Origin of the sequence: Oceanobacillus limi, assembly GCF_900111445.1 — a bacterium.
Taxonomy (GTDB): Bacteria; Bacillota; Bacilli; order Bacillales; family Amphibacillaceae; genus Ornithinibacillus; species Ornithinibacillus limi.
Genome location: NZ_FOHE01000014.1, coordinates 45,365 through 66,459, shown reverse-complemented (window position 1 = coordinate 66,459; position 21,095 = coordinate 45,365). Strand labels below are relative to the sequence as shown.

The following is a 21,095-nucleotide window of genomic DNA, read 5'->3' as shown; positions in this document are numbered from 1 at the left end:
GCCACTTTAAAGTGATTTTATAAGTGGGAAACTAGTAGCTAATTTCGTTGAATAGCAAAATGGGCATCACTATCAGCACAGGTGTGTACGATAAATAAAGATTTCTATGGAGATGATATAGATGGAAGGTTTTGGGAAAAGGTTAAAAGCATTACGTGAGCAACAGGCGTTATCCCCAGAGCAAATGGCTGAACAAATTGGTTTCACTAAAAGTGTCATCTGGAGCTATGAAATGGAGAAAAAAGAGCCGAGTATTAGTCATGTGAAACGCATATCGAAGTTTTTTGATGTCTCAATTGATTATCTACTTAACGGTAATACCCCAAAACAGCCCCTTCGCTTGGAAGAAAAAAACGTTCGCGAGGGTCATATGTTAATGGTTGATAATAGACAGCTAAGTGAAGAAGAAATTATTGATGCAATTGCCTTCATTAAAGCAAAGCGATTGCTAAAAGAAGTGGACCATTAAAGAGAAAAGTGGCTAGAGGATTGTTATCCTATTGTAGCCACTTTTCTTGTTATGACTCGTCCGATCCATGAACGATTTTTACAATTTTTTGATGGTATGATTATGCTATATTTAGTGCCAGTCAGAAATTCATACCTGCTGTACTTTCTACTTTTGGTACGGGATGTTCAATAAATCTGGTATTGTTGTAAATCTATACCCTTGTCCAATTAATTCAGGAATAATTTGCTGCAGGGAGAGGATTGTATTTGTTCGATCTCCATCCCACTCAGCTCCATCATGCATGAGAATGATGGCGCCAGGATGGATGTTACCAATGACATTGGAAGCTATCACTTCAGGTGGAGTTTCCTGCCAGTCCAAAGAATCCACAGACCAACCAACAATTGTGTAATCCATTTCTGCTAATTTTTCAACAAGGTCATTGTATAAAAAGCCATAGGGTGCTCGAAACAGTTTGGTTCGATACCCGGATAATTCGGCTAATGTCTCTTCTGTATGATTTACTTCTCTTTCTAATGTAGCAATGTCTGCTTGCTCCACTAAGTTAGGATGCCAATATGTATGGTTTCCTATTATATGTCCTTCCTCAATTATTCGCGCGACTAATTCAGGATATGCTTTTGCCCTTGCACCCATTAAAAAAAAGGTTGCCTGGATATCATTTGCCTTCAAAACATCTAGAATTTCTGGTGTGAAACGAGGGTCTGGTCCGTCATCAAAGGTTAGGGCAATTTTCGTGTCTGCTTGATTTCCGCTTAATACAATACTTTCGGGGTAACGTTGCTGCAGAACGATATTAGAAATTGGTTGGCGCACACGTTCGGTTAATTCTGATCCGCCTTCTGGTTCAGGTAGCTCTTCTTGTTGGGCTTCGTACGGAGAAACAGTAAAGAATACAAAACTAATACATGCAAATAGTGTCAATAGATTGCCTCTCATATTATCACCTCCTTTACTATTTATTTTATTTATTATTTGTTAACACGATTTCTTCAATCCATTTTTTAAAATCTACAATACGGTTATGGCCGGGTGTTAAATCTGTACCAGCTACGATCACGGGTACTACAGAATCTTCTTCGTGTAATGATCCATGAGATCCTCCTCCGGGATGGGTAGGTGTACCTTCTCCAATGAATTCATAACCTGGTTTGGCATCTATAATTACAAATTCACCTTTATGAGATTCCGAAGCACTATGAAGTCGTGCTAAAGCGTCTGGATAATCACCATAATCTATGGAATCTTCATTCTTGTTTAAATCAAGGATGGAGAGATCGCCATTGACAGCCCAAGTCTGTCCATATTGGTCACGGAGGTTTCCTTTTGGTTGAAATGTTAACGCATTTGGCTTCCCGTTTTGAATAACAGTTGTCTGATCGTCTATTTTCCAAGCGATAAAGTTTATTCGCGAATCCTTTTGCAGTTTTCGTGCAATATCTTCAAGAGAAAGAGCCACATCCAAGTTATAAACATATGCCATTCGTTCATTCAAGGCAAAGACGAGTTGATCATCATCTTGCACGGGTTCTGCTGGTTTATGAATCTTATAAGAAGGATCTAAAATAGAATGCAAACTTATTAAAGATTCTTCCTTGTCCATTTTAACTGGGGCTTGGCCACTATCTCCCATTACCATCCATACATTACTCTGTATAGCCTCTTCCCAAGAATCATACATGTCTAATACTTGTTGAAGCTGTTTATCAGCTTTTTCTATGGCATTTATATGATTAGTGGGGCCATCCTGATGTACAGCCTTATCTAGATCAGAAAAGTAAACAATTGAAAAAGCCGGTAATTTATTGTGATTAATGACATGTTTTAATTCTTCACTTGCAAATTGATCATTAAATCCATAACGCTCCCATATCTGTGTATTCTCTTTATTTTTAGGGCTGTATTGTGCAAAGGCACCATAGGAAAAGATAGAAGGTGTCTCTACAGTTATACTTTCCGGCATTACATCAAAGTTGGCTAATACTTTAGATAGATTAATTTCATTTTTTTCTTCTCCGCGATATACAAGAGCATTGATTGATCCGCTTTGTAATCCATTATTTGCGAGTACTTCGTGTATTGTTTTAGTTTGCGAATTCAGATGTGTGTGATTTAAATGATAAAAATGGTCTTCAACCACCTGTTTAATACCTAACTTAATTATTTCTTCTTTCGCGCTTCCATAGTTAACAAGGCGATTTTCAACGGTATTGAACCAAACCAAACCAGGGATGTGATGCTCATCTGGATATTTTCCTGTAAGAAGGGTACTATCTATAGAAACAGACATTGTAGGATAGCTGCTTATGATATCGGAGTAATAGTGACCATTATCCGCTAGAAATTTAAAAGCTGGTGCCTTCCCTTTTTTCATTGCCTCTTGTAAAGGTTGGTCCATTAAGGAATCAACGATAATCAAAATAATTGGATTAGTAGTAGGGTTAATTTCTATTTGATCAATGGCTTGATTCGCACTATTCCTTCCGAGCAAAAAGATGGCGATGCCAATTAGTAAAGTGGAAGCAATTATAATATATAGCCCTTTTTTCATCTGATCCTTCCTTTTTACTTACAAGATTTCTAAGGTTTATATGTATCCGTAATAGATATATAATATAAAATTTAGTATGATTTTTAATTCATTTTCTATGTATTAATTTTAAAAGAGAAAAGGAGAAAAAATGAAAGTAACAGCAATGACATTCAATATTCATCATGGGAAAAATGTTCAAAATAAATTAAACCTGGACCGAATTGTGAGGGTTATAGAGGAAAGCAATGCAGATATTATTGGACTTAATAGGTTGATAAAAATTTCTCCAAACGTAGTAAATTTAGAGATCAAGTTAGCTGGTTGGCGGGTGTATTACAAATGGAACATGCATTCACACCTTCCATCCATATCGAAACAAAAGGAAAAGCAAAAAGTAGGCAATATGGAAATGCATTATTATCACGCTATCCCACTATTCAGAAGAAAGATTATCGGTTTCATTTTTTGATAGGAATAGTAGAAGCGCGGTCAATGTTAGAAGCAACGATACAAATTGAGCAAAAAAGAATTCTACTATTTGTAACCCATTTAAGTTTGAATCCTTTTTTGCATCATAAGCAGATGAAAAAAATTCTTAACGAGATATCCAAATCGCCTATTCCTAAACTAGTTATGGGAGATTGGAATATGAAGCCTCATTCCAAAGGGTGGAATGAAATAACAAATAATCTTCATGACGCCTGGGAAATAGCAGGAAAAGGGGATGGAAATACGTACCCCTCTATCCGGCCAAAAAGAAGGTTGGATTATATCTTTACAAGCTCATCTATTTCCGTTTTTGCTGCAGAAATTATTCATATAGAACCAGGGGCTTCCGATCATTTACCTTTGCGTATTGTATTTTCTGTTTAGCTTTTGGAATGGTTCCATCGAATATTCCTACACAAGCAATTACCTATTTACCCAATAGGAACTACCGTCTTTACTTCTATTCATAAAACCATATTCAATTAAATACCTTCTTAATGTAACAAAATCATCGAACGTTGATTTTAATATTTCATTAACCTCTAATTCCGTATATTTTTTAGTTGTGTCAAAGTTCGTGATAATTTGTTGCAGAATAATAATCTTCCGTTTTTCTTTGCTAGGAAAAGATTCCAGAGGACCGTTTACCCCTTGTTTAAAATAGGTTGCTAACACCTTTTCCTTTTCAGCGTTTGTAATTGCATAACGTTCATCCACCATTGTTGCCCCCTTATGAATGGAAATTAACTCATCCGTGTATTCTTCCTGTTTCAATAATTCCATGATGGCAAGAAAGACACGTGCTTGTTTTTCTTTTTCCCTTAACTTAAAACGGTGTGTACGAATTGTTGACGTACTACCGGCATCTACGTTTCTAGCAATTTCCTTATCCGTTAATCCCTGTTTAAAGTACGTGAGAATTTCCTTTTGAAGATCAGATAAACCCGTGTATTTTTTGGGCATGTTCATTAGATACTCAAACATGGATTGATGTGCTTCTTGCACATGATGTTTCATTGCTAGTTTTGCTTCATACAACACTTCCCCATTTGGGTAAATAATTCCTTTTCGGTAATACTCCCCACAAATGAGACAAGTAAAGACCTCTAGTTGAGAGTCATAAATATAACCCTTTGTTAATTCTTCTATCGATGCATTCCAGAACTTCGCTTCATTTGCCATTCAAACAACTCCAAATTGTAACTTATAAAAACATTATAAGTTAATGTTTATTAATAAGCAAACGATAATTTATTTCGTTTTATTAATTCTGGTGCCAGGCACCTGTCGAAACCCGACAGGTGCCTGGCACCAGATCGAATGAAATGGGGTTTTGGTGGGATACTTGTAATGGAAGGTGATGATTCAAAATGGATATTGGGATTTTTCTTGATCGGGACGGGGTTATTAATGAAGTGCTGAGTAACCGAGTGAAGTTTGTTAATAAGCCGAAAGACTTTTATTTATTAGATGGGGTAGGAGAGGCTATTAAAAAGTTTAATGGAGCAGGCTATAAAGTGTTTGTAGTTACCAATCAAGGCGGGATAGGCCTTGGTTACATGAAGGAAACGGGACTTCATGCTGTACACGAACAAATGGCGAAAGACTTAGAGGGATATGGTGCATACGTTGATGATGTTTCTTACTGTCCCCATAAACCACATGCTGGCTGTGCTTGTCGTAAACCTGAACCTAAGATGATCATAGATTTAGCCAAAAAACATCGTATTGATATTAAAAGAAGCTACATGGTCGGGGATCGAGAACCAGATATTGTTGCTGGAAAACAAGCAGGGACAAAGACAGTTTTAGTAGGGAATCGAAGAGAAGAAGCAAACGCAGATTATTATTTTTCTGATCTGCTGTCTTTCTCCAATTGGTTGCTACCAAATTAATCATATGTTAACAGTATAATTCATAGGAGAAGGGTAAAATTAAATGCAATAGATTGGAAGCGCAATAAGGAGGAAGTTTCTTGGGTATTGTCATTATTTCTTTTTTAACAGGAATTGCACTAGGTATCGTTTTTTCACTGTTAAAGCTACCAATACCAGCCCCGCCTAACTTTGCAGGTGTAATGGGAATTGTAGGGGTTTTTGTAGGCTTTGTCTTAGTAAACAACTTATTTTAGAGGGGTGAGAAACATGAAGGTAACGATCCAATCCTTTATTGCAGGAATCGTTTTAGGCGCAATATTTTCTCTGCTTAACCTTCCTATTCCGGCTCCTCCAAATTTTGCTGGCATTATGGGGATTGTAGGGATTTTTACAGGCTTTCTTATTATTAATCAATATAATAAAAAACGTGGGAAAACGGAGGTTGAATGAGTCCTTGTCCGTAATGGATGAGGTCTTTTCATTTGAGGAACATTTCTTTATTCTCGATAAACTGCTAAACTTAACATAATGATAATGAACGGGTGATACGATGGTAAAAGGGATTAAGATTTCCGTAAGAAGTTTAGTAGAGTATGTATTTCGAAGTGGGAGTATCGAGTCAGGATTTCGGTCTGCCACTTCCATGCTAGAAGGAACGAAGGCGCATCAAAGAATTCAACAAACCTATAAAGAAGGTGACCAAAAGGAGGTCTATGTTCAAGCTGAAATTCCTCATGATGACCTCCTTATTCAAGTTGACGGTCGTTGTGATGGACTACTTATTCATGAAGATGGCTCTGTAATCATTGATGAAATTAAATCCACGTCTCATAGCCTTGACGATATTCAGGAAGATACGCATCCAGTGCACTGGGCGCAAGCGATATTCTATGGATATATTTATGCGGGGGATCATGACTTAGAAAAGATAACCATCCAATTAACATATATGCATGTGAAAACAGAGGAGCAAAAGCAGTTTCAACGAAGCATGACCTATGAACAAATGGAAACCTATGTACAAGATGTTATTGAAAAATATATCCCGTACGCGAAAAACAGACTGGAACACGAGGTAAGTCGAGATAAAAGTAGCAAGGAGCTTTCCTTTCCATTTACAGAGTACCGAAGTGGCCAGCGCCAACTGGCTGGTGCTGTTTATAAATCAACAGTAGCTAAAAAGACATTGTTTGCAAAGGCATCTACTGGAATTGGAAAAACGATATCAACCGTGTTCCCTGCTGTCAAAGCAATCGGGGAAGGTCATCTTAATCGAATTTTTTATTTAACTGCCAAAACGATTACGAGAACAGCTGCAGAAGAGGCATTTGCGTTATTGATCAAGAAAGGATTGGATATCCAAACGGTAACCATTACTGCAAAAGATAAGGTTTGTTTTCAGGACGAGACGATCTGCTCTAAGGAGCATTGCCCATTTGCAGATGGGTATTACGATCGGATAAATGGAGCTGTTTTAGATATTTTAGAAAATGAAAAACAAATGAATCGTACGGTTATCGAATCATATGCACGTAAACACCGTGTATGTCCCTTTGAATTTTCATTAGATCTTGCTTATGCATCTGACGCTGTTATATGTGATTACAATTATATTTTTGATCCGAGCGTTTCTTTAAAACGTCTTTACGAGGAGCAAAAGAAGCAAACGGTGCTACTAGTTGACGAGGCTCATAACTTAGTAGATCGGGCTCGAGAGATGTACTCAGCAGAATTATTTAAATCACAGTTCCTTCAATTGAAAAGGGATTATAAAGGAAAAAGCCGTTCGATCGCGCAAGCAGCTAAAGCAATCAATGATCATTTACTGGAATTAAAAAAGCAGCAGGTGAGTCTGAAAAAAGAATTAGATAGTGATTTGGTTGATCTTGCTGAATCATTTGCATTAGAAGCAGAAGCGGAGTTAGCGCAAAATGGAGATGCAGATGCTTTGTTGTTAGACGCTTATTTTGCTTCACAAGCATTTGTAAAGATATCCAAGTTATATGATGAGCGGTTTATTTCTTATTTAGAAGTACATAAAAGCGAAGTGAAAATTAAACTCTTTTGTCTCGACCCTTCCCAGCTTATTAGAAAAGCAGGAAAAGGATACCGATCAAAAGTTTTCTTTTCAGCTACATTAATTCCAGGGGACTATTACAAAGATCTTTTAGGTGGTGTAAATGATGATTATGTCTTATCGATACCATCTCCATTTGCTAGGGAGAATGCGGAAGTAATTATTCAACCATTATCAACCAAATATCAAGACCGAGAAAAAACGAAGGATTCCATGGTAAAATTTTTTATCGATATGTTAGAGGATAGGTTAGGGAATTTCCTGGTTTTCTTTCCTTCGTATCATTACATGCGATTAGTTTATGAAGATTTTATTCAAGCAGCCCCGCAAATCAAGACAAAGATTCAAGAGATTGGAATGTCTGAGGATGAGCGAGAGGAATTCTTGCAAGCATTTCAATCGAATAGCGCGGAAAGATTAGTAGGTTTTGCTGTCTTAGGGGGGATTTTTTCGGAGGGGATTGATTTAGTAGGAGATCGTCTTCGGGGAGTCATTGTTGTTGGTGTAGGTCTTCCGCAAATCGGGTTAGAACGAAATATTATAAAAGACTACTTTCAATCTATTGGAAAAAATGGATTTGATTATGCTTATGTTTACCCAGGGATGAATAAAGTTCTTCAGGCTGGTGGGAGGTTAATACGATCGGATAAAGATAGAGGAACAATTGCTTTAGTAGATGATCGCTTTCTCCAGGGTAAATATCAAGCTTTATTACCGTATGAGTGGAAGAATTATACGATTGGATATGAATCTTAAAATCGTGACTCCTTCCACTTTAAAGGGTTGTATAATTTATAAGTTTAACATGCAGGACTATCTGATAATTCGTGGGGGATAAAGAACCCTCCACGGATTGAAGATAAACTTTAATAAATAGTTTTCCGAATTCCTAACAACAGTATTATATCTAGCTATTTTCATTAATAGCTGCACAAGGAATTGTTAGTATGAAGGAGCCTCTTCGGCTTCAACATCTTTTGTTGCATTCAAAATTATGACGCCACCTATAATTAATAGAAAACCAACTAAATTCAACGCAGTTACGATTTCGTCCCATAAGATCATACCAACTAAAGCTGTTAAAATTGTGCCTCCACCTGCCCAGATGGCATGAGCTAGACTTAACGGAAGCCTTTTAAGACACAATGATAAGCAGTAAAAGGAAATAACATACCCAACAATTAAACCTATAGTCGGAAATAGGTTTGTAAACCCTTCGGACAGTTTAAGCATTGTAGTAGCCAAAACCTCTGAAATGATGGATAGTGTTAAATAAATAAACCCCTTCATACCTCTACCTCTTTCTATCCATAGATTTAATGAACTCCTTCTATGTTTAATAGAATTACGCCACCAATTATTAATATAAAACCCAATGACTTCTTGCTATTATAATTCTCTTTATACACCGTAATACTGACTAGTGCTGTTAGTGCTGTAGCTAAACCAGCCCATATGGCATAAGCTGTTCCAATTGGAATTGTTTTTAGTGAAATAGATAATGCATAGAAGGCTAATGTGTATCCAATAATGACCCCCATTGTAGGTATAATATTTTTAAATCCATTCGAGGCTTTTAGCATAGAGATAGCAATCACTTCACTTACAACGGATAATCCCAATAAGAAATAAGCATTCATCGTATTTTCCTCACTTATGTGTAGATTTGTTATTCGAATATTTTTAATCTATAATTTTACTAATGATAAGACTATCCATCCTAATTCTTTGGAGTCCTACTAGAGCAAGCAGAAAAAGTTACCATAGTAATCATATAAAGTAAGATATTTATTAAGTCAATTGACTTAAAAAGATTATAATACAACTGACTTAAAAAATCAAGGGGGTTACATTTTGCCTAAAAAAATAGATCATTCTCAAAGAAAAGAGCAAATTGTAGAAGCAATGTTTCGTATCATTCATCATTCAGGTTTCGAAAAAGCGACATTACGTGAGATCGCAAAAGAAGCTGAATTATCTTTGGGTTCTGTTCAATACTTTTTTCCAAAGCAAAAGGATATATATATGTATGCAATGGATCTAATCTATCAAAGGTTTGAGGAGAGAATGCAAAAGGTCATACAGGTAAACCTAGAGGCGTTTGAGCACGCAGTAAGTATGATAAAGCAGATTGTTCAAGCCAACACAGAAGAAGAAAGAATGGAAAATGATATATGGATGAAATTTTCCGTAATGGCGACAATGAACCCTGAATACCAGGTGACAAAAGATAGATTCCGCGAAGTGAACTTTAATTTTGCAAAGGATATTGTACAGATGCTTGAAAATAGTGGGTATATTACGATTCCCATTAATATTGACAGAAGTGCAAATTCACTAACCATATTTATTCACGGTTTAGTATTTGAATCTGTCATTTATGCAAATTCATACAACGATCAAGTTATTGAAAAAGAAATTCGAGAATATTTACAAATGATCTGCAACACAGCATAGTCGCTCGACTTTCATATTAGTCTGTAGTACCTTCTCGCGTAAACTTCTGATGTGCATGAATCCGACATTTTTGAATTAATTTACGAAAATATAGAAATACTATGATCAACTAATTGGTAAGGAGTGTTTCTATTTGAGTCAACAGGAAGTAAGAACAAAGGTAGAGAAGCTATTAGAGAATCATGCTGTAGGAACGATGGCGACGATAAAGGGGAATAAACCCCATACAAGATTCATGACATTTTTCCATGATAACTTAAAATTATATGCTGCAACGAGTAAAGAAACCGATAAAATAGAAGAAATTGAAGCAAATCCATATACCCATATTTTGATCGGCTATGGTGGCGATGGATATGGGGATGAATATGTAGACTATCAAGGTAAGGTTTCTGTTAATCATTCAGAAGATCTAAAGAAGAAGTTGTGGACGGAAAAAATGGAGCCTTGGTTTGAAAGTCCAGACGATCCCAATTACATCATTCTTGAAATGGAACCTATTCAGGTTCGATTGATGACAAATCAAGTTGGTGACGAACCGAAAGAAGTTGAATTATAAGTATACATAGAAGTAACCGCTAGGGCATTAGCGGTTACTTTTTTAAATAATCGATCTAGATAACAAGGGACTAATTATTCGTACTGGATATATAAGCATCCCCAATCCCAGCTTGTGTCACGTCGTTTAATCTTCTTTCCGCATTACTTCGATGCGTAAAAGCACCGGCTTGCACTCGGTACCATTGCTCCCCGGATACTGTAACAGCTACTAATGTTGCTTGGATCCCTTGATCTACTAAATAATTTACTCGTTGTTCTGCGTTCGACCTGGATTGAAAGGAACCAGCAATAACACGATAAATGGTTCCATTGCCATCATCTTGTTTTGGTTGTAGATTAAATGCTCTGGCAATTCCATTTACATGTCCTTGAGCTACCTGTTGTCTCCAAGAAGGATCGCTTAATAGGGATGCATCATTATCATTATCGATAAAGCCATTTTCAGAAAGAAATGCTGACATATCTGTTTCACGTAATACATGGAAATTTGCTTTTTTCTTTCCACGATTTCTTAGTTGATTTACCTTTGTGATTTCCTCATGAAGGATATCTCTATATCTAGCAGTTTGTGATGAATCGGATAAGGTGCTGTGAATATAATCTTCATATCCATAGGCAGATCCATTAAAGGCATTACAGTGAATGGAAACATAATAATCTGCTCCCCAAGCGTTTGCCTCATTTGTACGTTGTTGTAGACTTTTCGTACTATCACTCGTTCGGCTCATTCGTATATCTACATCTTCGTATTCATTTTGTAAAATGGATCGTATTCGAAGCGCTATATCAAGCACAATTTCTTTTTCCAATAGACCATTACCACTAGCACCTGGATCTGAGCCACCATGACCAGGATCTAAATATAATTTCATAGGAATTCCCTCCTTTTACTGTTTAGAAATTCGTTATCATTCTATGAATGAAGTAGTGAAACTGAAAAAGACAACCGTCTTTACTTCATTTTATTTCCACATTTTCATCACCCCACCTAATGCTCTAAAAAAGTGTGCTGCTTCATTTATACAATCGAAACAAATAGAAATTTAGTGGCGTTAATTGAAAAAATTCTAAAAAGTCTTTATCATACTATATGATACGAAATGATTTAGACGCCAAGGGGGATACCATTTGAAAAAATATATTGTTTTCTTCCTGCTATCTTCCGTCCTTTATGGATTCATCATGTTCCTTATGTTTGATGGTGTTTCATTAAGTGAAAGTATTGTTACAGGTTTCTTGTTTGGTTTATTTATCGCCGTAACGTTAGGAATCATCGATTATTTGTTCAGAAGGTCATCTGGAGGGAAAATAGGGGGGCGTGTGAAACAGCAGCAGGAAATCATCATACAACGACCATTTAATGAAACGGTGAATCTTTGTAGGAAATCCATCGAAAAATATAATGGTAAGAAGCTAACAACTGATCCAACAGAGGGAATTATACAAGGAAGAATAGGAGTTAGCTGGCAATCATGGGGAGAAAAAATCATGATCAAGCTAGATGAGTTGAATTCAGAGGAAACAGTGGTAACCATAACTAGCAAGCCTTTACTACCTACTACTGTAATAGACTATGGAAAAAATAAACGAAATATTACGAGACTAACAAAATATATTGAGACATATAGTGAATAAGGTGGAGGTCCATGTTGACAAAAGTAGCTATCCCAACAATTGAAACCAAAAATTATCGATTACGGGCGATGACACTAGAAGATGTAGAAGATATGTACGTATTTATGAAAGATAGAGAAACGATGAAATATATAACACCAAACCCTGTAGAATCCGTACAAGATTTAAGAAGGAATATGGAAGGTTATCTTGAAAAGTTTAAACAGGGAAAAGAAATTCCATGGGTTATCATTCATAAAGCAAGCGGAGAATTAATTGGTCAATTTCGATTACACAAATTAAATAAATGGCATAAAAAAGCAGAAATGGGCGTCGTGATTCGAAAGGATTTTCAGAACCAAGGCGTCATGACAGAAGTTATTGAAAAAGTCCTTGAATTTAGCTTTAACGCGTTAGACTTAAATCGAATTGTTGGAGATATTTTTGCAGGGAATCAAGGATCAAGAAGGCTTCTAGAGAAATATGGATTTACGAAGGAAGGAGTATTGCGTCAAACGGATTTTGATGGTGAAATGTACCATGATACCGTTGTTTACTCCTTGTTGAAGGAAGAATATGATCAACAAAATAATAACGCAATGTAAAAATTGAAATGAAGGTGTATATATGAAACTAGTAACCTATAAACAGAAAGGAAAGCCTAGTTCCCTTCGAGTTGGTTTTATAGAGGGGAATAAAATTGTGGATCTACAGGAGGCTTATATAGAATATAAAGGTAACACAGTTGAAGCCAAGCAGCTTCTTCCATCAGACCCGAGTGCCTTCTATCAAATTGGCCATTCTGTAATTGAGCGTGCAAAAGCAGCCTACTCCTACGTAAAGGAAAATGGTATGGAAGGATTTTTTCTGGATAGGGAAGAAGTATATCTATCAACACCCAATCCTACTCCACAAAAAATAATCTGTGTTGGAAAAAACTATGCGGAGCACGCTGCTGAAATGGACAGTGACATACCTGATTACCCAGTATTGTTCGCCAAATATCCAAATGCATTAGTGGGGCCGGATGATAACATGGTGAAAAGTTCTTTCACACAAAAAATGGATTATGAGGTAGAGTTAACGGTAGTTATTGGAAAGGAAGCAAAAGATGTACCTAAGGAGAACGCTCTCGATTATATTGCTGGATATACGATTGGGAATGATGGCACAGCTCGGGATTTACAAAAACGAACACCACAATGGCTTCAGGGGAAAAACCTTGACCTTAGTACACCAATAGGGCCGTGGATCGTAACAGCTGATGAAGTAGGAGATCCAGGTAATTTAACTATTCAATCCTATGTAAATGGAGAGATGCGACAATCATCAACTACGAATAAACTGATATTTGATGTTCCTTATCTAGTCGAATTTATCTCTCAATTGATGACATTGAAGCCTGGAGATATGATTATGACAGGAACTCCAGACGGTGTAGGTTTTGGAATGAATCCCCAGCAGTTTCTACAAAACGGGGATAACGTAACCTTAGAGATTGAAAAGATAGGAAAAATGGATAATAAGGTTATCGAAAAATAATAGGATAGCATGAATGAATGTGGTTGATGCATAGGATTGAGTATGAAGGGATATTTCTGTATATACCGTTGGGGTGTGTATCCTATTTAAAGGGGTGAAATAAATGAGTGAAAAAGCACAAATCAAAGTACTGGATAATGGTTCGTTACGAGTGACTGGTGATGTGGAATTAGTTGATAAAGAGGGGAATGTTTTTGAAACAAAAAAAGCTTTCTCATTATGCCGTTGTGGTCATTCATCCAATAAGCCATTCTGTGACGGGACCCATAAAAAAATTGGATTTGAAAGTGCACCGAGAGCATAAGTAAACAAAGGAACCGCAGTGTGACCTGCGGTTTTTCTGTTCAAGTTATTGTAATGGCATCCACTGCACTTTCCATACATTTGTATCTGGATCTTTAATCAACCGAAAACTAGACGGCCAATCTTTATCTTCTATTTCAAAGTTAATCAAAGCATATTCTTCTTCATTTGTAGCAAATTGAACCTCCGTAAATAGAGTCAGTTGCTTTAATTGTCCATAGAATTCCTTCAAGTCCTCCATATTGTTTTCATATAAATTCCTGTCGTTAAAATAGGCTTCTTTATCCGGAGTACCATATTTTTCACCCTGCAAATACAATGCGTATTGTACCTCTTGATCGCCTTGGATTTGAGCATGATAGTACAGTTTAAATACGTCAATTGGGTCAAGTCCCTGTAATAAATTATCATCTAAGGAGGCTTTATAGCTAGTATAAATGTTCATTAATTCATCAGACGGTTCGATTGTTGTTTCAATTTGATTCGATTCCTGAGATTCTTGAGCTAAATCCAAATCATTCGATTCATTGGCTTCCTCCTCAGACTCTTCCATAATTAGCGTGTCATTACGCTTATCTTCCATCTCTACTTCTTCCCTTGCTAAACTTGACATTTCGTTTTTCTCGGCTGTATCGGTTGCATCATTCATAGAATTACTAAAATCACTCGGATTGTTATTTATTGTGATCACAACGATTAGAACGATTGAAGCAACAACGAAACTTGTTAATACTTTTGGAAATAGGGGAAATACCTTTTTCGGTTGTTTGATCTCTCTATTTTTTATCTTTTCAAAAACAGCCTCCTTATCTTTTTCAGTAAAGGAAGTTGGAATGTCTGCTTCAAACTGCTTTTTTAGCTTTTTTAATTGCTTATCCATGGTTTACACCACCTCTTTCTTGCGATAAGCAGTCTTTCAATTTATCGCGGCCTCGAGCTAGCCTTGTTCTTACGGTGGCTTCCTTCATCTCTAATACTAGACTAATTTCTTTTGTAGAGAGCTCTTTAAAGTAGAATAACGTAATGACTTCTCGGTATTTAATTGGTAACTCCATCACTTGTCTCAAAAGAAGACTGGATTCATCTTGCTTCATGAAGTAATCTTCTGGTGTCTCGCTGTTGTTTTCTGATGTTTGAACGGATTGAGTTAGTCTTTCCTTTAAGCGTTTATTCCGAGCATGCCAGCTTCGTAAATAATCTTTACACTTATTGATTGCAATAGAATAGATCCAGCTTTTTAGTGTGGAATTCCCTTGAAACGTATTTAATTTTTGATAAACAGCGACAAAGACTTCTTGGGTAACGTCATCGGTGTCCGCAGTGTTTTTCATATATGTGAAGATTAAGCGTTTGATTTCATCTCCATACGTGTCCATGATCATCTCGATTGCTTTTGTTGGGTTCTGTTTTAGAATATCATCTTCATCGTATGTTGGATGGAAAGGTTTCGAGTGGCCCACTCTGTTTCCTCCTAACTAAATAGCTCATTAATAAGACGTCATCATTCAAAAAGATGTTTCATGCTATATCCATTCTAGCATGTTTCATACTACATGTTCTTTGAATTTTGATTTTTCCAAGACTACTTACATAGGAAATTGACGATATTCTATGAGAACTATATACTTAAATTAATGATATTTCAGAAAATTTTAAGAATATAATCCGTAAAGGAGTGTATCGATGAAATATGATGTTATTGTAATTGGAGCTGGTTTGGCAGGATTAGTTGCTACAGCGGAAATTGCTGATAAGGGGAAGAAAGTGTTGTTAGTAGACCAAGAACCAGAAGCGTCATTTGGTGGACAAGCGTGGTGGTCGTTCGGAGGATTGTTTCTTGTCGACTCTCCTGAGCAACGTCGGATGGGAATCAAGGATTCCAAGGAACTAGCCTGGCAGGATTGGCTTGGAACAGCAGGGTTTGACAGGTTGGAAGATGAAGACTACTGGGGAAGGAAATGGGCAGAGGCCTATGTCGACTTTGCAGCTGAGGAAAAGCGCTCCTGGTTGCGGAGTATGGGAGTGAAGTTTTTCCCGGTAGTCGGCTGGGCAGAACGCGGAGGTTATCTAGCTGAAGGGCATGGAAATTCCGTTCCAAGATTTCATATTGTTTGGGGGACTGGTCCAGGAATCGTAGAACCATTTGAAAGACGTGTTCGGGAGCATATAAAAACAGGCTTAGTCGACTATCGACCTCGACATAGAGTGGACTATCTAATTGATGAAAGTGGAACTGTAACAGGTGCCGGTGGATCGGTGTTAGTTCCTGATGATGTAAAACGAGGTGAAGAAAGCTCTCGTCAAGTACTATGGGACTTTGAATATAAAGCTGATGCAGTTATTGTATCCAGTGGTGGAATTGGAGCTAATTTTGAATTAATACGAAAAAATTGGCCCGCACGTCTTGGTGAAGCCCCTGAACAAATGATTGCAGGAGTGCCTGCACATGTTGATGGTCGAATGCTCTCCATTACAGAGAAAACAGGTGGAAGGATTGTTAATCGTGATCGCATGTGGCACTATACGGAAGGGATAAAAAATTGGAACCCGATTTGGAACAAGCATGGTATTCGTATATTACCGGGACCTTCGTCCATCTGGTTCGATGCAGAAGGGAATCGGTTTCCTACGCCGAATTTTCCAGGCTTTGATACATTAGGAACGTTAGAAGCTATTCAGCGAACAGGTTATGATTATTCTTGGTTTATTTTAACGGAAAAGATGATTGAAAAGGAATTTGCTTTATCGGGTTCTGAGCAAAATCCAGATTTAACTGGTAAAAGTATTAAAAAACTACTAACACGAATATTACCGGGTCCACCTGGTCCTGTAAAAGCCTTTATGAACAAAGGGGAGGACTTTATTGTGGAAGACAACTTAGAGGACCTTGTTCATGGAATGAATCAATTAGTGGGGAATCATTTATTAGATAAAGAAGTTATCCAACGACAAATTCAAGCAAGGGATCGAGAAATGGATAATACGTTTACAAAGGATTTACAGATCACTGCGCTTCGTGGAGCACGTAAATATAAGGGAGATAAGTTAATCCGCGTTGCCGCTCCACATAAAATTCTAGACCCCAAAAACGGCCCATTAATTGCAGTGAAATTGAATATTCTTAGTCGAAAAACATTGGGAGGACTACAAACGGACTTATCAGCTCGCGTCTTAGATTCAGTCGGAAAACCAATTCCAGGCCTTTATGCTGCTGGAGAAGTTGCTGGTTTTGGTGGAGGTGGTGTGCACGGATATCGAGCATTGGAAGGTACCTTTTTAGGTGGATGCTTATTTTCTGGGCGTGTTGCCGGAAGAGCCGTAGCAAAAGAGGTTGGATCCGAAGTTTTCAATGGGGAAAAAATAAAGACGTGAGATAAATCTGTCATTAAATATTCAAATTGCTGCACATTTTTCCGAGTTTTACAATAAGATAAATTGGTGCTATATAATAAGCATGATGATTATCTAGAGTGATGGAGAGATTTGGCTCGATGAATTCACAGCAACCTGCGTTTGTAAGGTGCTTCTACCAACAAGTGTCGTACCTTGAATGATAAGAGATGGAACCCCCTTTGTATTTACTGCAATAGGGGGTTTTATAATGTTGATTTAGGCAGATAATACGTTGAAAATATTTTGTAGAAATAATAAATGAATAAGTTTACATAGGAATCGAAAACTAAGGAGAATCACGAAGAATGGAAGGGGGCATTAGAATGGCAACGAACGATAATAAAGGAAAAGAAAAAAATAACATGTTTAAAGAAAACAAAAATCATGGCGAGCATCGCAATGGCCGAAAAAGCCAATTTAAAAACAATGCAGTCCATGGTGGAGATGAGCCAAATGAATATGTAAGCAGGAAGGACCTTTAAAATATAGGAGAGGACATACCCTCTCCTATTTACTTTCATCCCATTTTTCGTTAACCATTTGATTCAAGATGTGATTTATACCAACCGTTTGTTCAACTTGCAAAACAAAGGATATTCCTTTTCCTGGTTGATTCAACTCTGCATCTACTTCTATCGCATCCAAAACATTTTTTGTTTTATCTCTACTAATTAACGTTAATACTACTTCTTTTTCCGGTTCAATCAGAATGTTGAACAATTTCGCTTTTTCATGGACACCAGTACCTCGGCCATTTAGAATTGTTCCACCTTCAGCACCAGCTTTTCTGGAGGCCTCGACAACTTGCTCTGAGTCTCCTCGGTTAACTATGGTAACAATTAGATCATACAGAACACTTTGTTCGTTCATTGTTGGCTCAACCTCCTTGTCGTTTTCATCGATCTCCATTCCTAATAAATGACAAATTCCTGTTACCTTCTTCGCATCTATAACAAATCCAATACCTTGTCTTGGCTGGTTTAAATGCGCTGCATTTGTAATTGCTTGCATGACATCAGGAAAAATATCAACGGAAACAAGGGTTAAGATAATCGCCCTTTCTCGTTCAACAGGTATTCCAAATACCCGTAACTTTTCATTGAGACGAACACCCCGACCAAGTAATGTGGTCCCGCCACGAGCACCAGCATTTTTCGAAGCCAATATTACTTTTTTGGCTTTATCTTTTTTAACGATTGTAACGATTAACTTTTGACCTCGTAGCTTCTCTGTCATCTTGACCCTTCTCCTTTCTGCCATATAAAATTCCGAGTGTTAGCACAGATAGTATTGGAGCCAATGCAACCAGTGCTACCATTCCGAATCCATCAAGAAGAGGATCACGTCCCTCTGTAACGGAAGCAATTCCTACAAACATGGCTAAAATAAAGGTAGCTGTCATTGGTCCTGTAGCAACCCCTCCAGAATCAAATGCAATGGATGTAAAGGTTTTGGAGGAGTATTTCACCATAACTAGTGCTATTATATAGCCTGGTACAATAAAAAACCATAGGGAAAAGCCAAAAATTATACGAACCATAGAAAGGGAAATTGATAATCCTACACCAATAGATAGTGTATACAATAAAACCTTTTGTGGAATATATCCACCGGAAACTTTCTCTACTTGGCGGATTAAGACACTAACGGCAGGCTCGGCATATATAGCAACAAACCCGAGTACAAACCCGATTGGGATTAGAATCCATGTATAGTCTAAACTTCCAAGTTTTTCTCCCATCAATTCACCAATTGGCATAAACCCTACATGTACACCTTGGAGGAATAGGGAAAGTCCTAAAAATGTAAATAAAAATCCAATTCCAATATCAAGGAGCTTGCGTAATTTAACTTTTAATAGGAAAAATTGAAAGATTAAAAACAAAGCTGCAAGGGGTGCTAGTGCAAGTAAAACTTCGATAAGTACGTCTGAAAAACCTTCGAAAATGTGTAGGTTCATCCGTAAATCACTCCCAACAGGAGTACAGATAAGACTGGACCAATTGATGCTAAAGCAATTAAACCAAAGCCATCTTTCGAAGCAGTTTTACCCCTCAAAACAGAGGCGACACCAACACCCAAAGCTAGAATAAACGGTACTGTCAATGGACCTGTTGTTACTCCACCAGAATCAAAGGAAATTGGAACATAGGTAGAAGGCGTAAAGACTGCTAAGAGGAAAATAAAACCATATCCAGTTATTAAAATGTAAACAATACTTATATTAAATATAATGCGTAGCATGGCGAGTCCAACGAAGATGCCGACTCCTAATGCAACAGATAAGATTAAGACGCTTTTCGGGATAGCGCCTCCAGAAACATTATCGATTTGCGAAGATAGAACACGGACATCCGGTTCAGCGATAGTTACTACGATACCTAAAACAACCCCAAAAAGAACAATCATCCACAATTTTTTCGTTTTAGATAAAGCGGACCCAATCATTTCTCCGACTGGCTGCAACCCGATATTAACACCTAATAAAAATAGTACAAGTCCGAGGCCAACAAGAACTACACCAATGAGGAATTGGATGAAAACCTCAGTAGGTAGCCAAATTAGCGTGAATTGTAAAATCGTTATAACAACCGTTAACGGTAAAATCGAATAAACGACCTCTATTATCGTTTCTTTAATACTGTCCATGAATGACCACCTTTCAGATGTTTCAAAAGGAAAAATAAATGATAATTCAGAAAAAATGAGCGTGTAGGGGTGTGATGAAGTGTAGCTGTTCGCTTGTGTATATCGTAATTATAACATTCTTTTAAAATATTCGGAAATATAAACGCAGTTAGTTACGCTTCTAAATGGATAGTTCTATGGCCCAAATTCCCAATTTAAACTGGTTTACTGTCCCGTACCATCGTGAACTTCATAAGCTATATATAAAAGTACATTAAGGGGATGTCACCTATGGGTATTTTTATTAATAAAAGCGACCATCCTAGTGTTTTTCAGAAGAATGATGAAATAGAAGAACCGAACCAAAGTTATTTTCAAACCGATTATTTTTCGGAATTAATAAAAGAGCAACAAAAACTAAATCAATCACTGACCAAAAGCTTGGATGTTATAAAAGAAAGGCATCGTAAGTTTGAATATCAAGAAGCTGCTAAATGGAAAGATGTCCAAATGAAACTATACGAATTACAACGGAGCAGTGCTAAGCATGAAGAATTTGAACATAACGTGCGGGAGTGGTTAGTTATGTTAGAGTCTAATAATCAAAAGCTTCAAGGCTATATGGAAGAAAATGATGCTACGAAGGCTGAAATGTTGGATCAAATTGATCACGTTCGCCAATCTAACCAAGAGATTCATAGTCATCTTGATAACTATCAAATAGCTTATAAAGACCTAGCCAATCAATTGCAAGAAGTTTTTGAACTACAAGAGAAATTAACGGAGCAATTATCTCAGAATAACGAAAAACAGGATCAACTTTTAAATCGTTATGAAAATCAAGAAGCGTTGCTGGAAAAAACGTTCCGTCAGATTGATCATATTCGCTCGAGTTTGTTTGAACGAACAACCTTTATTGCGGAAAAAATAGAGAACAGTTATAAACTTACGTCATCCCTCATGTATAAGCTAATTACAGGGTCGGAGAAACCGCTGACGTTATTGATGACAGGTAAAAATAGGGAAGGTAAACAAGAGAATTCGGATTAGGGTACAGGTTTAATCAAAGTGAATCTAACCCCCCCTTAACTAAAAAAGCTTGTGGTTTTTTTGGACCACAAGCTAATTTCTTATTTGCAATTATAAGTG

Annotated in this window: 26 protein-coding genes and 1 riboswitch; of the genes, 15 read left to right on the top strand and 11 right to left on the bottom strand. The window is 37.1% G+C overall.

Translation table 11 applies throughout. The features are described from left to right. Positions 1–121 precede the first annotated feature (121 nt). Positions 122–469, top strand: a complete 348-nt coding sequence (locus BMX40_RS14260) for a helix-turn-helix domain-containing protein (RefSeq protein WP_090871077.1) — start codon at positions 122–124, stop codon at positions 467–469. A 147-nt stretch (positions 470–616) separates the two neighbouring features. Here the strand turns inward: BMX40_RS14260 and BMX40_RS14255 are convergent, their stop codons facing one another. Next, on the bottom strand, positions 617–1,411 hold the full coding sequence (locus BMX40_RS14255) for a polysaccharide deacetylase family protein (RefSeq protein ID WP_090871075.1): 795 nt from the start codon (positions 1,409–1,411) through the stop codon (positions 617–619). Positions 1,412–1,436: 25 nt separating this feature from the next. Next, positions 1,437–3,023: an alkaline phosphatase family protein gene (locus BMX40_RS14250; RefSeq protein WP_090871073.1), complete on the bottom strand. Its 1,587-nt coding sequence runs from the start codon at positions 3,021–3,023 to the stop codon at positions 1,437–1,439. Between the two features lie 321 nt (positions 3,024–3,344). On the opposite strand from BMX40_RS14250, the gene BMX40_RS14245 reads away from it, so the two are divergent. Further along, positions 3,345–3,878, top strand: a complete 534-nt coding sequence (locus BMX40_RS14245) for an endonuclease/exonuclease/phosphatase family protein (protein WP_244513568.1) — start codon at positions 3,345–3,347, stop codon at positions 3,876–3,878. 39 nt (positions 3,879–3,917) lie between these two features. On the opposite strand, the gene BMX40_RS14240 is transcribed toward BMX40_RS14245, so the two are convergent. Further along, positions 3,918–4,676 carry a DUF2087 domain-containing protein gene (locus tag BMX40_RS14240; protein WP_090871071.1) on the bottom strand — a complete coding sequence of 253 codons (759 nt, stop codon included), beginning with the start codon at positions 4,674–4,676 and terminating at the stop codon, positions 3,918–3,920. Positions 4,677–4,864: 188 nt separating this feature from the next. On the opposite strand from BMX40_RS14240, the gene BMX40_RS14235 reads away from it, so the two are divergent. From BMX40_RS14235 to BMX40_RS14220, 4 genes are all read left to right on the top strand, one after another. Beyond that, on the top strand, positions 4,865–5,389 hold the full coding sequence (locus tag BMX40_RS14235; protein ID WP_090871068.1) for a D-glycero-alpha-D-manno-heptose-1,7-bisphosphate 7-phosphatase: 525 nt from the start codon (positions 4,865–4,867) through the stop codon (positions 5,387–5,389). An 80-nt stretch (positions 5,390–5,469) separates the two neighbouring features. Next, on the top strand, positions 5,470–5,625 hold the full coding sequence (locus tag BMX40_RS14230; protein ID WP_090871065.1) for a XapX domain-containing protein: 156 nt from the start codon (positions 5,470–5,472) through the stop codon (positions 5,623–5,625). Between the two features lie 13 nt (positions 5,626–5,638). Beyond that, positions 5,639–5,821 carry a XapX domain-containing protein gene (locus tag BMX40_RS14225; protein WP_090871063.1) on the top strand — a complete coding sequence of 61 codons (183 nt, stop codon included), beginning with the start codon at positions 5,639–5,641 and terminating at the stop codon, positions 5,819–5,821. A 100-nt stretch (positions 5,822–5,921) separates the two neighbouring features. After that, a complete protein-coding gene (locus BMX40_RS14220) occupies positions 5,922–8,204 on the top strand; it encodes an ATP-dependent DNA helicase (protein WP_090871061.1) in 2,283 nt (760 codons plus the stop codon). 186 nt (positions 8,205–8,390) lie between these two features. Here the strand turns inward: BMX40_RS14220 and BMX40_RS14215 are convergent, their stop codons facing one another. Together BMX40_RS14215 and BMX40_RS14210 are read right to left on the bottom strand one after the other, a co-directional pair. Further along, positions 8,391–8,738, bottom strand: a complete 348-nt coding sequence (locus BMX40_RS14215; protein WP_090871059.1) for a DMT family transporter — start codon at positions 8,736–8,738, stop codon at positions 8,391–8,393. 26 nt (positions 8,739–8,764) lie between these two features. Then, complete coding sequence (locus BMX40_RS14210; RefSeq protein ID WP_090871057.1) at positions 8,765–9,088, bottom strand: DMT family transporter; 324 nt, start codon at positions 9,086–9,088, stop codon at positions 8,765–8,767. A gap of 214 nt (positions 9,089–9,302) precedes the next feature. On the opposite strand from BMX40_RS14210, the gene BMX40_RS14205 reads away from it, so the two are divergent. Beyond that, positions 9,303–9,905 carry a TetR/AcrR family transcriptional regulator gene (locus tag BMX40_RS14205; protein ID WP_090871055.1) on the top strand — a complete coding sequence of 201 codons (603 nt, stop codon included), beginning with the start codon at positions 9,303–9,305 and terminating at the stop codon, positions 9,903–9,905. Between the two features lie 133 nt (positions 9,906–10,038). Next, positions 10,039–10,464, top strand: coding sequence for a pyridoxamine 5'-phosphate oxidase family protein (locus BMX40_RS14200; protein WP_090871053.1), 426 nt, complete (start codon positions 10,039–10,041; stop codon positions 10,462–10,464). 70 nt (positions 10,465–10,534) lie between these two features. On the opposite strand, the gene BMX40_RS14195 is transcribed toward BMX40_RS14200, so the two are convergent. After that, the gene (locus BMX40_RS14195; protein WP_090871050.1) at positions 10,535–11,338 is read right to left on the bottom strand and encodes an N-acetylmuramoyl-L-alanine amidase; all 804 of its coding nucleotides are present in this window, start codon (positions 11,336–11,338) and stop codon (positions 10,535–10,537) included. A gap of 256 nt (positions 11,339–11,594) precedes the next feature. Between BMX40_RS14195 and BMX40_RS14190 the strand changes: the two genes are divergently transcribed. The 4 genes from BMX40_RS14190 to BMX40_RS14175 all read left to right on the top strand — a co-directional run bounded on the left by BMX40_RS14190 (position 11,595) and on the right by BMX40_RS14175 (position 13,926). Next, on the top strand, positions 11,595–12,101 hold the full coding sequence (locus BMX40_RS14190; RefSeq protein WP_090871048.1) for a hypothetical protein: 507 nt from the start codon (positions 11,595–11,597) through the stop codon (positions 12,099–12,101). Between the two features lie 11 nt (positions 12,102–12,112). Next, positions 12,113–12,685 (top strand): GNAT family N-acetyltransferase, encoded by a 573-nt coding sequence (locus BMX40_RS14185; protein WP_090871046.1) that lies wholly within the window; start codon positions 12,113–12,115, stop codon positions 12,683–12,685. 22 nt (positions 12,686–12,707) lie between these two features. Further along, entirely contained in the window at positions 12,708–13,622 is a 915-nt protein-coding gene (locus BMX40_RS14180) for a fumarylacetoacetate hydrolase family protein (RefSeq protein WP_090871044.1), read from the top strand. Between the two features lie 103 nt (positions 13,623–13,725). Beyond that, positions 13,726–13,926 (top strand): CDGSH iron-sulfur domain-containing protein, encoded by a 201-nt coding sequence (locus tag BMX40_RS14175; RefSeq protein WP_090871042.1) that lies wholly within the window; start codon positions 13,726–13,728, stop codon positions 13,924–13,926. Positions 13,927–13,971: 45 nt separating this feature from the next. Here BMX40_RS14175 and BMX40_RS14170 read toward each other — a convergent pair whose 3' ends face one another. Both BMX40_RS14170 and BMX40_RS14165 read right to left on the bottom strand, forming a co-directional pair. Further along, positions 13,972–14,805: a hypothetical protein gene (locus tag BMX40_RS14170; protein WP_090871040.1), complete on the bottom strand. Its 834-nt coding sequence runs from the start codon at positions 14,803–14,805 to the stop codon at positions 13,972–13,974. Then, positions 14,798–15,385: a sigma-70 family RNA polymerase sigma factor gene (locus tag BMX40_RS14165; protein ID WP_090871038.1), complete on the bottom strand. Its 588-nt coding sequence runs from the start codon at positions 15,383–15,385 to the stop codon at positions 14,798–14,800. The genes BMX40_RS14170 and BMX40_RS14165 overlap by 8 nt, the downstream gene beginning before the upstream one ends. Before the next feature lie 223 nt (positions 15,386–15,608). Between BMX40_RS14165 and BMX40_RS14160 the strand changes: the two genes are divergently transcribed. Next, positions 15,609–17,297 carry an FAD-binding dehydrogenase gene (locus BMX40_RS14160; protein WP_090871036.1) on the top strand — a complete coding sequence of 563 codons (1,689 nt, stop codon included), beginning with the start codon at positions 15,609–15,611 and terminating at the stop codon, positions 17,295–17,297. Between the two features lie 86 nt (positions 17,298–17,383). Continuing rightward, positions 17,384–17,485: riboswitch (SAM riboswitch) on the top strand. Positions 17,486–17,641: 156 nt separating this feature from the next. Then, positions 17,642–17,800, top strand: a complete 159-nt coding sequence (locus BMX40_RS20350) for a hypothetical protein (protein ID WP_170840804.1) — start codon at positions 17,642–17,644, stop codon at positions 17,798–17,800. 25 nt (positions 17,801–17,825) lie between these two features. On the opposite strand, the gene BMX40_RS14155 is transcribed toward BMX40_RS20350, so the two are convergent. From BMX40_RS14155 to BMX40_RS14145, 3 genes are read right to left on the bottom strand one after another with little or no spacing between them, the layout of a single operon-like run. Next, positions 17,826–18,554 carry a P-II family nitrogen regulator gene (locus BMX40_RS14155; protein ID WP_090871034.1) on the bottom strand — a complete coding sequence of 243 codons (729 nt, stop codon included), beginning with the start codon at positions 18,552–18,554 and terminating at the stop codon, positions 17,826–17,828. Further along, positions 18,508–19,278 (bottom strand): DUF1538 domain-containing protein, encoded by a 771-nt coding sequence (locus BMX40_RS14150; RefSeq protein WP_090871032.1) that lies wholly within the window; start codon positions 19,276–19,278, stop codon positions 18,508–18,510. The genes BMX40_RS14155 and BMX40_RS14150 overlap by 47 nt, the downstream gene beginning before the upstream one ends. Continuing rightward, entirely contained in the window at positions 19,275–19,967 is a 693-nt protein-coding gene (locus BMX40_RS14145) for a DUF1538 domain-containing protein (protein WP_090871030.1), read from the bottom strand. The genes BMX40_RS14150 and BMX40_RS14145 overlap by 4 nt, the downstream gene beginning before the upstream one ends. 270 nt (positions 19,968–20,237) lie before the next feature. On the opposite strand from BMX40_RS14145, the gene BMX40_RS14140 reads away from it, so the two are divergent. Further along, complete coding sequence (locus BMX40_RS14140; RefSeq protein WP_090871028.1) at positions 20,238–20,996, top strand: coiled-coil domain-containing protein; 759 nt, start codon at positions 20,238–20,240, stop codon at positions 20,994–20,996. Positions 20,997–21,095: the final 99 nt, after the last annotated feature.

Coding starts and splice junctions, on each gene's coding strand:
- BMX40_RS14260 (WP_090871077.1), top strand. CDS start 122: ATGGAAGGTTTTGGGAAAAGGTTAAAAGCATTACGTGAGCAACAGGCG.
- BMX40_RS14255 (WP_090871075.1), bottom strand. CDS start 1,411: ATGAGAGGCAATCTATTGACACTATTTGCATGTATTAGTTTTGTATTC.
- BMX40_RS14250 (WP_090871073.1), bottom strand. CDS start 3,023: ATGAAAAAAGGGCTATATATTATAATTGCTTCCACTTTACTAATTGGC.
- BMX40_RS14245 (WP_244513568.1), top strand. CDS start 3,345: ATGGAACATGCATTCACACCTTCCATCCATATCGAAACAAAAGGAAAA.
- BMX40_RS14240 (WP_090871071.1), bottom strand. CDS start 4,676: ATGGCAAATGAAGCGAAGTTCTGGAATGCATCGATAGAAGAATTAACA.
- BMX40_RS14235 (WP_090871068.1), top strand. CDS start 4,865: ATGGATATTGGGATTTTTCTTGATCGGGACGGGGTTATTAATGAAGTG.
- BMX40_RS14225 (WP_090871063.1), top strand. CDS start 5,639: ATGAAGGTAACGATCCAATCCTTTATTGCAGGAATCGTTTTAGGCGCA.
- BMX40_RS14220 (WP_090871061.1), top strand. CDS start 5,922: ATGGTAAAAGGGATTAAGATTTCCGTAAGAAGTTTAGTAGAGTATGTA.
- BMX40_RS14215 (WP_090871059.1), bottom strand. CDS start 8,738: ATGAAGGGGTTTATTTATTTAACACTATCCATCATTTCAGAGGTTTTG.
- BMX40_RS14210 (WP_090871057.1), bottom strand. CDS start 9,088: ATGAATGCTTATTTCTTATTGGGATTATCCGTTGTAAGTGAAGTGATT.
- BMX40_RS14195 (WP_090871050.1), bottom strand. CDS start 11,338: ATGAAATTATATTTAGATCCTGGTCATGGTGGCTCAGATCCAGGTGCT.
- BMX40_RS14185 (WP_090871046.1), top strand. CDS start 12,113: ATGTTGACAAAAGTAGCTATCCCAACAATTGAAACCAAAAATTATCGA.
- BMX40_RS14180 (WP_090871044.1), top strand. CDS start 12,708: ATGAAACTAGTAACCTATAAACAGAAAGGAAAGCCTAGTTCCCTTCGA.
- BMX40_RS14175 (WP_090871042.1), top strand. CDS start 13,726: ATGAGTGAAAAAGCACAAATCAAAGTACTGGATAATGGTTCGTTACGA.
- BMX40_RS14170 (WP_090871040.1), bottom strand. CDS start 14,805: ATGGATAAGCAATTAAAAAAGCTAAAAAAGCAGTTTGAAGCAGACATT.
- BMX40_RS14160 (WP_090871036.1), top strand. CDS start 15,609: ATGAAATATGATGTTATTGTAATTGGAGCTGGTTTGGCAGGATTAGTT.
- BMX40_RS20350 (WP_170840804.1), top strand. CDS start 17,642: ATGGCAACGAACGATAATAAAGGAAAAGAAAAAAATAACATGTTTAAA.
- BMX40_RS14155 (WP_090871034.1), bottom strand. CDS start 18,554: ATGACAGAGAAGCTACGAGGTCAAAAGTTAATCGTTACAATCGTTAAA.
- BMX40_RS14150 (WP_090871032.1), bottom strand. CDS start 19,278: ATGAACCTACACATTTTCGAAGGTTTTTCAGACGTACTTATCGAAGTT.
- BMX40_RS14145 (WP_090871030.1), bottom strand. CDS start 19,967: ATGGACAGTATTAAAGAAACGATAATAGAGGTCGTTTATTCGATTTTA.
- BMX40_RS14140 (WP_090871028.1), top strand. CDS start 20,238: ATGGGTATTTTTATTAATAAAAGCGACCATCCTAGTGTTTTTCAGAAG.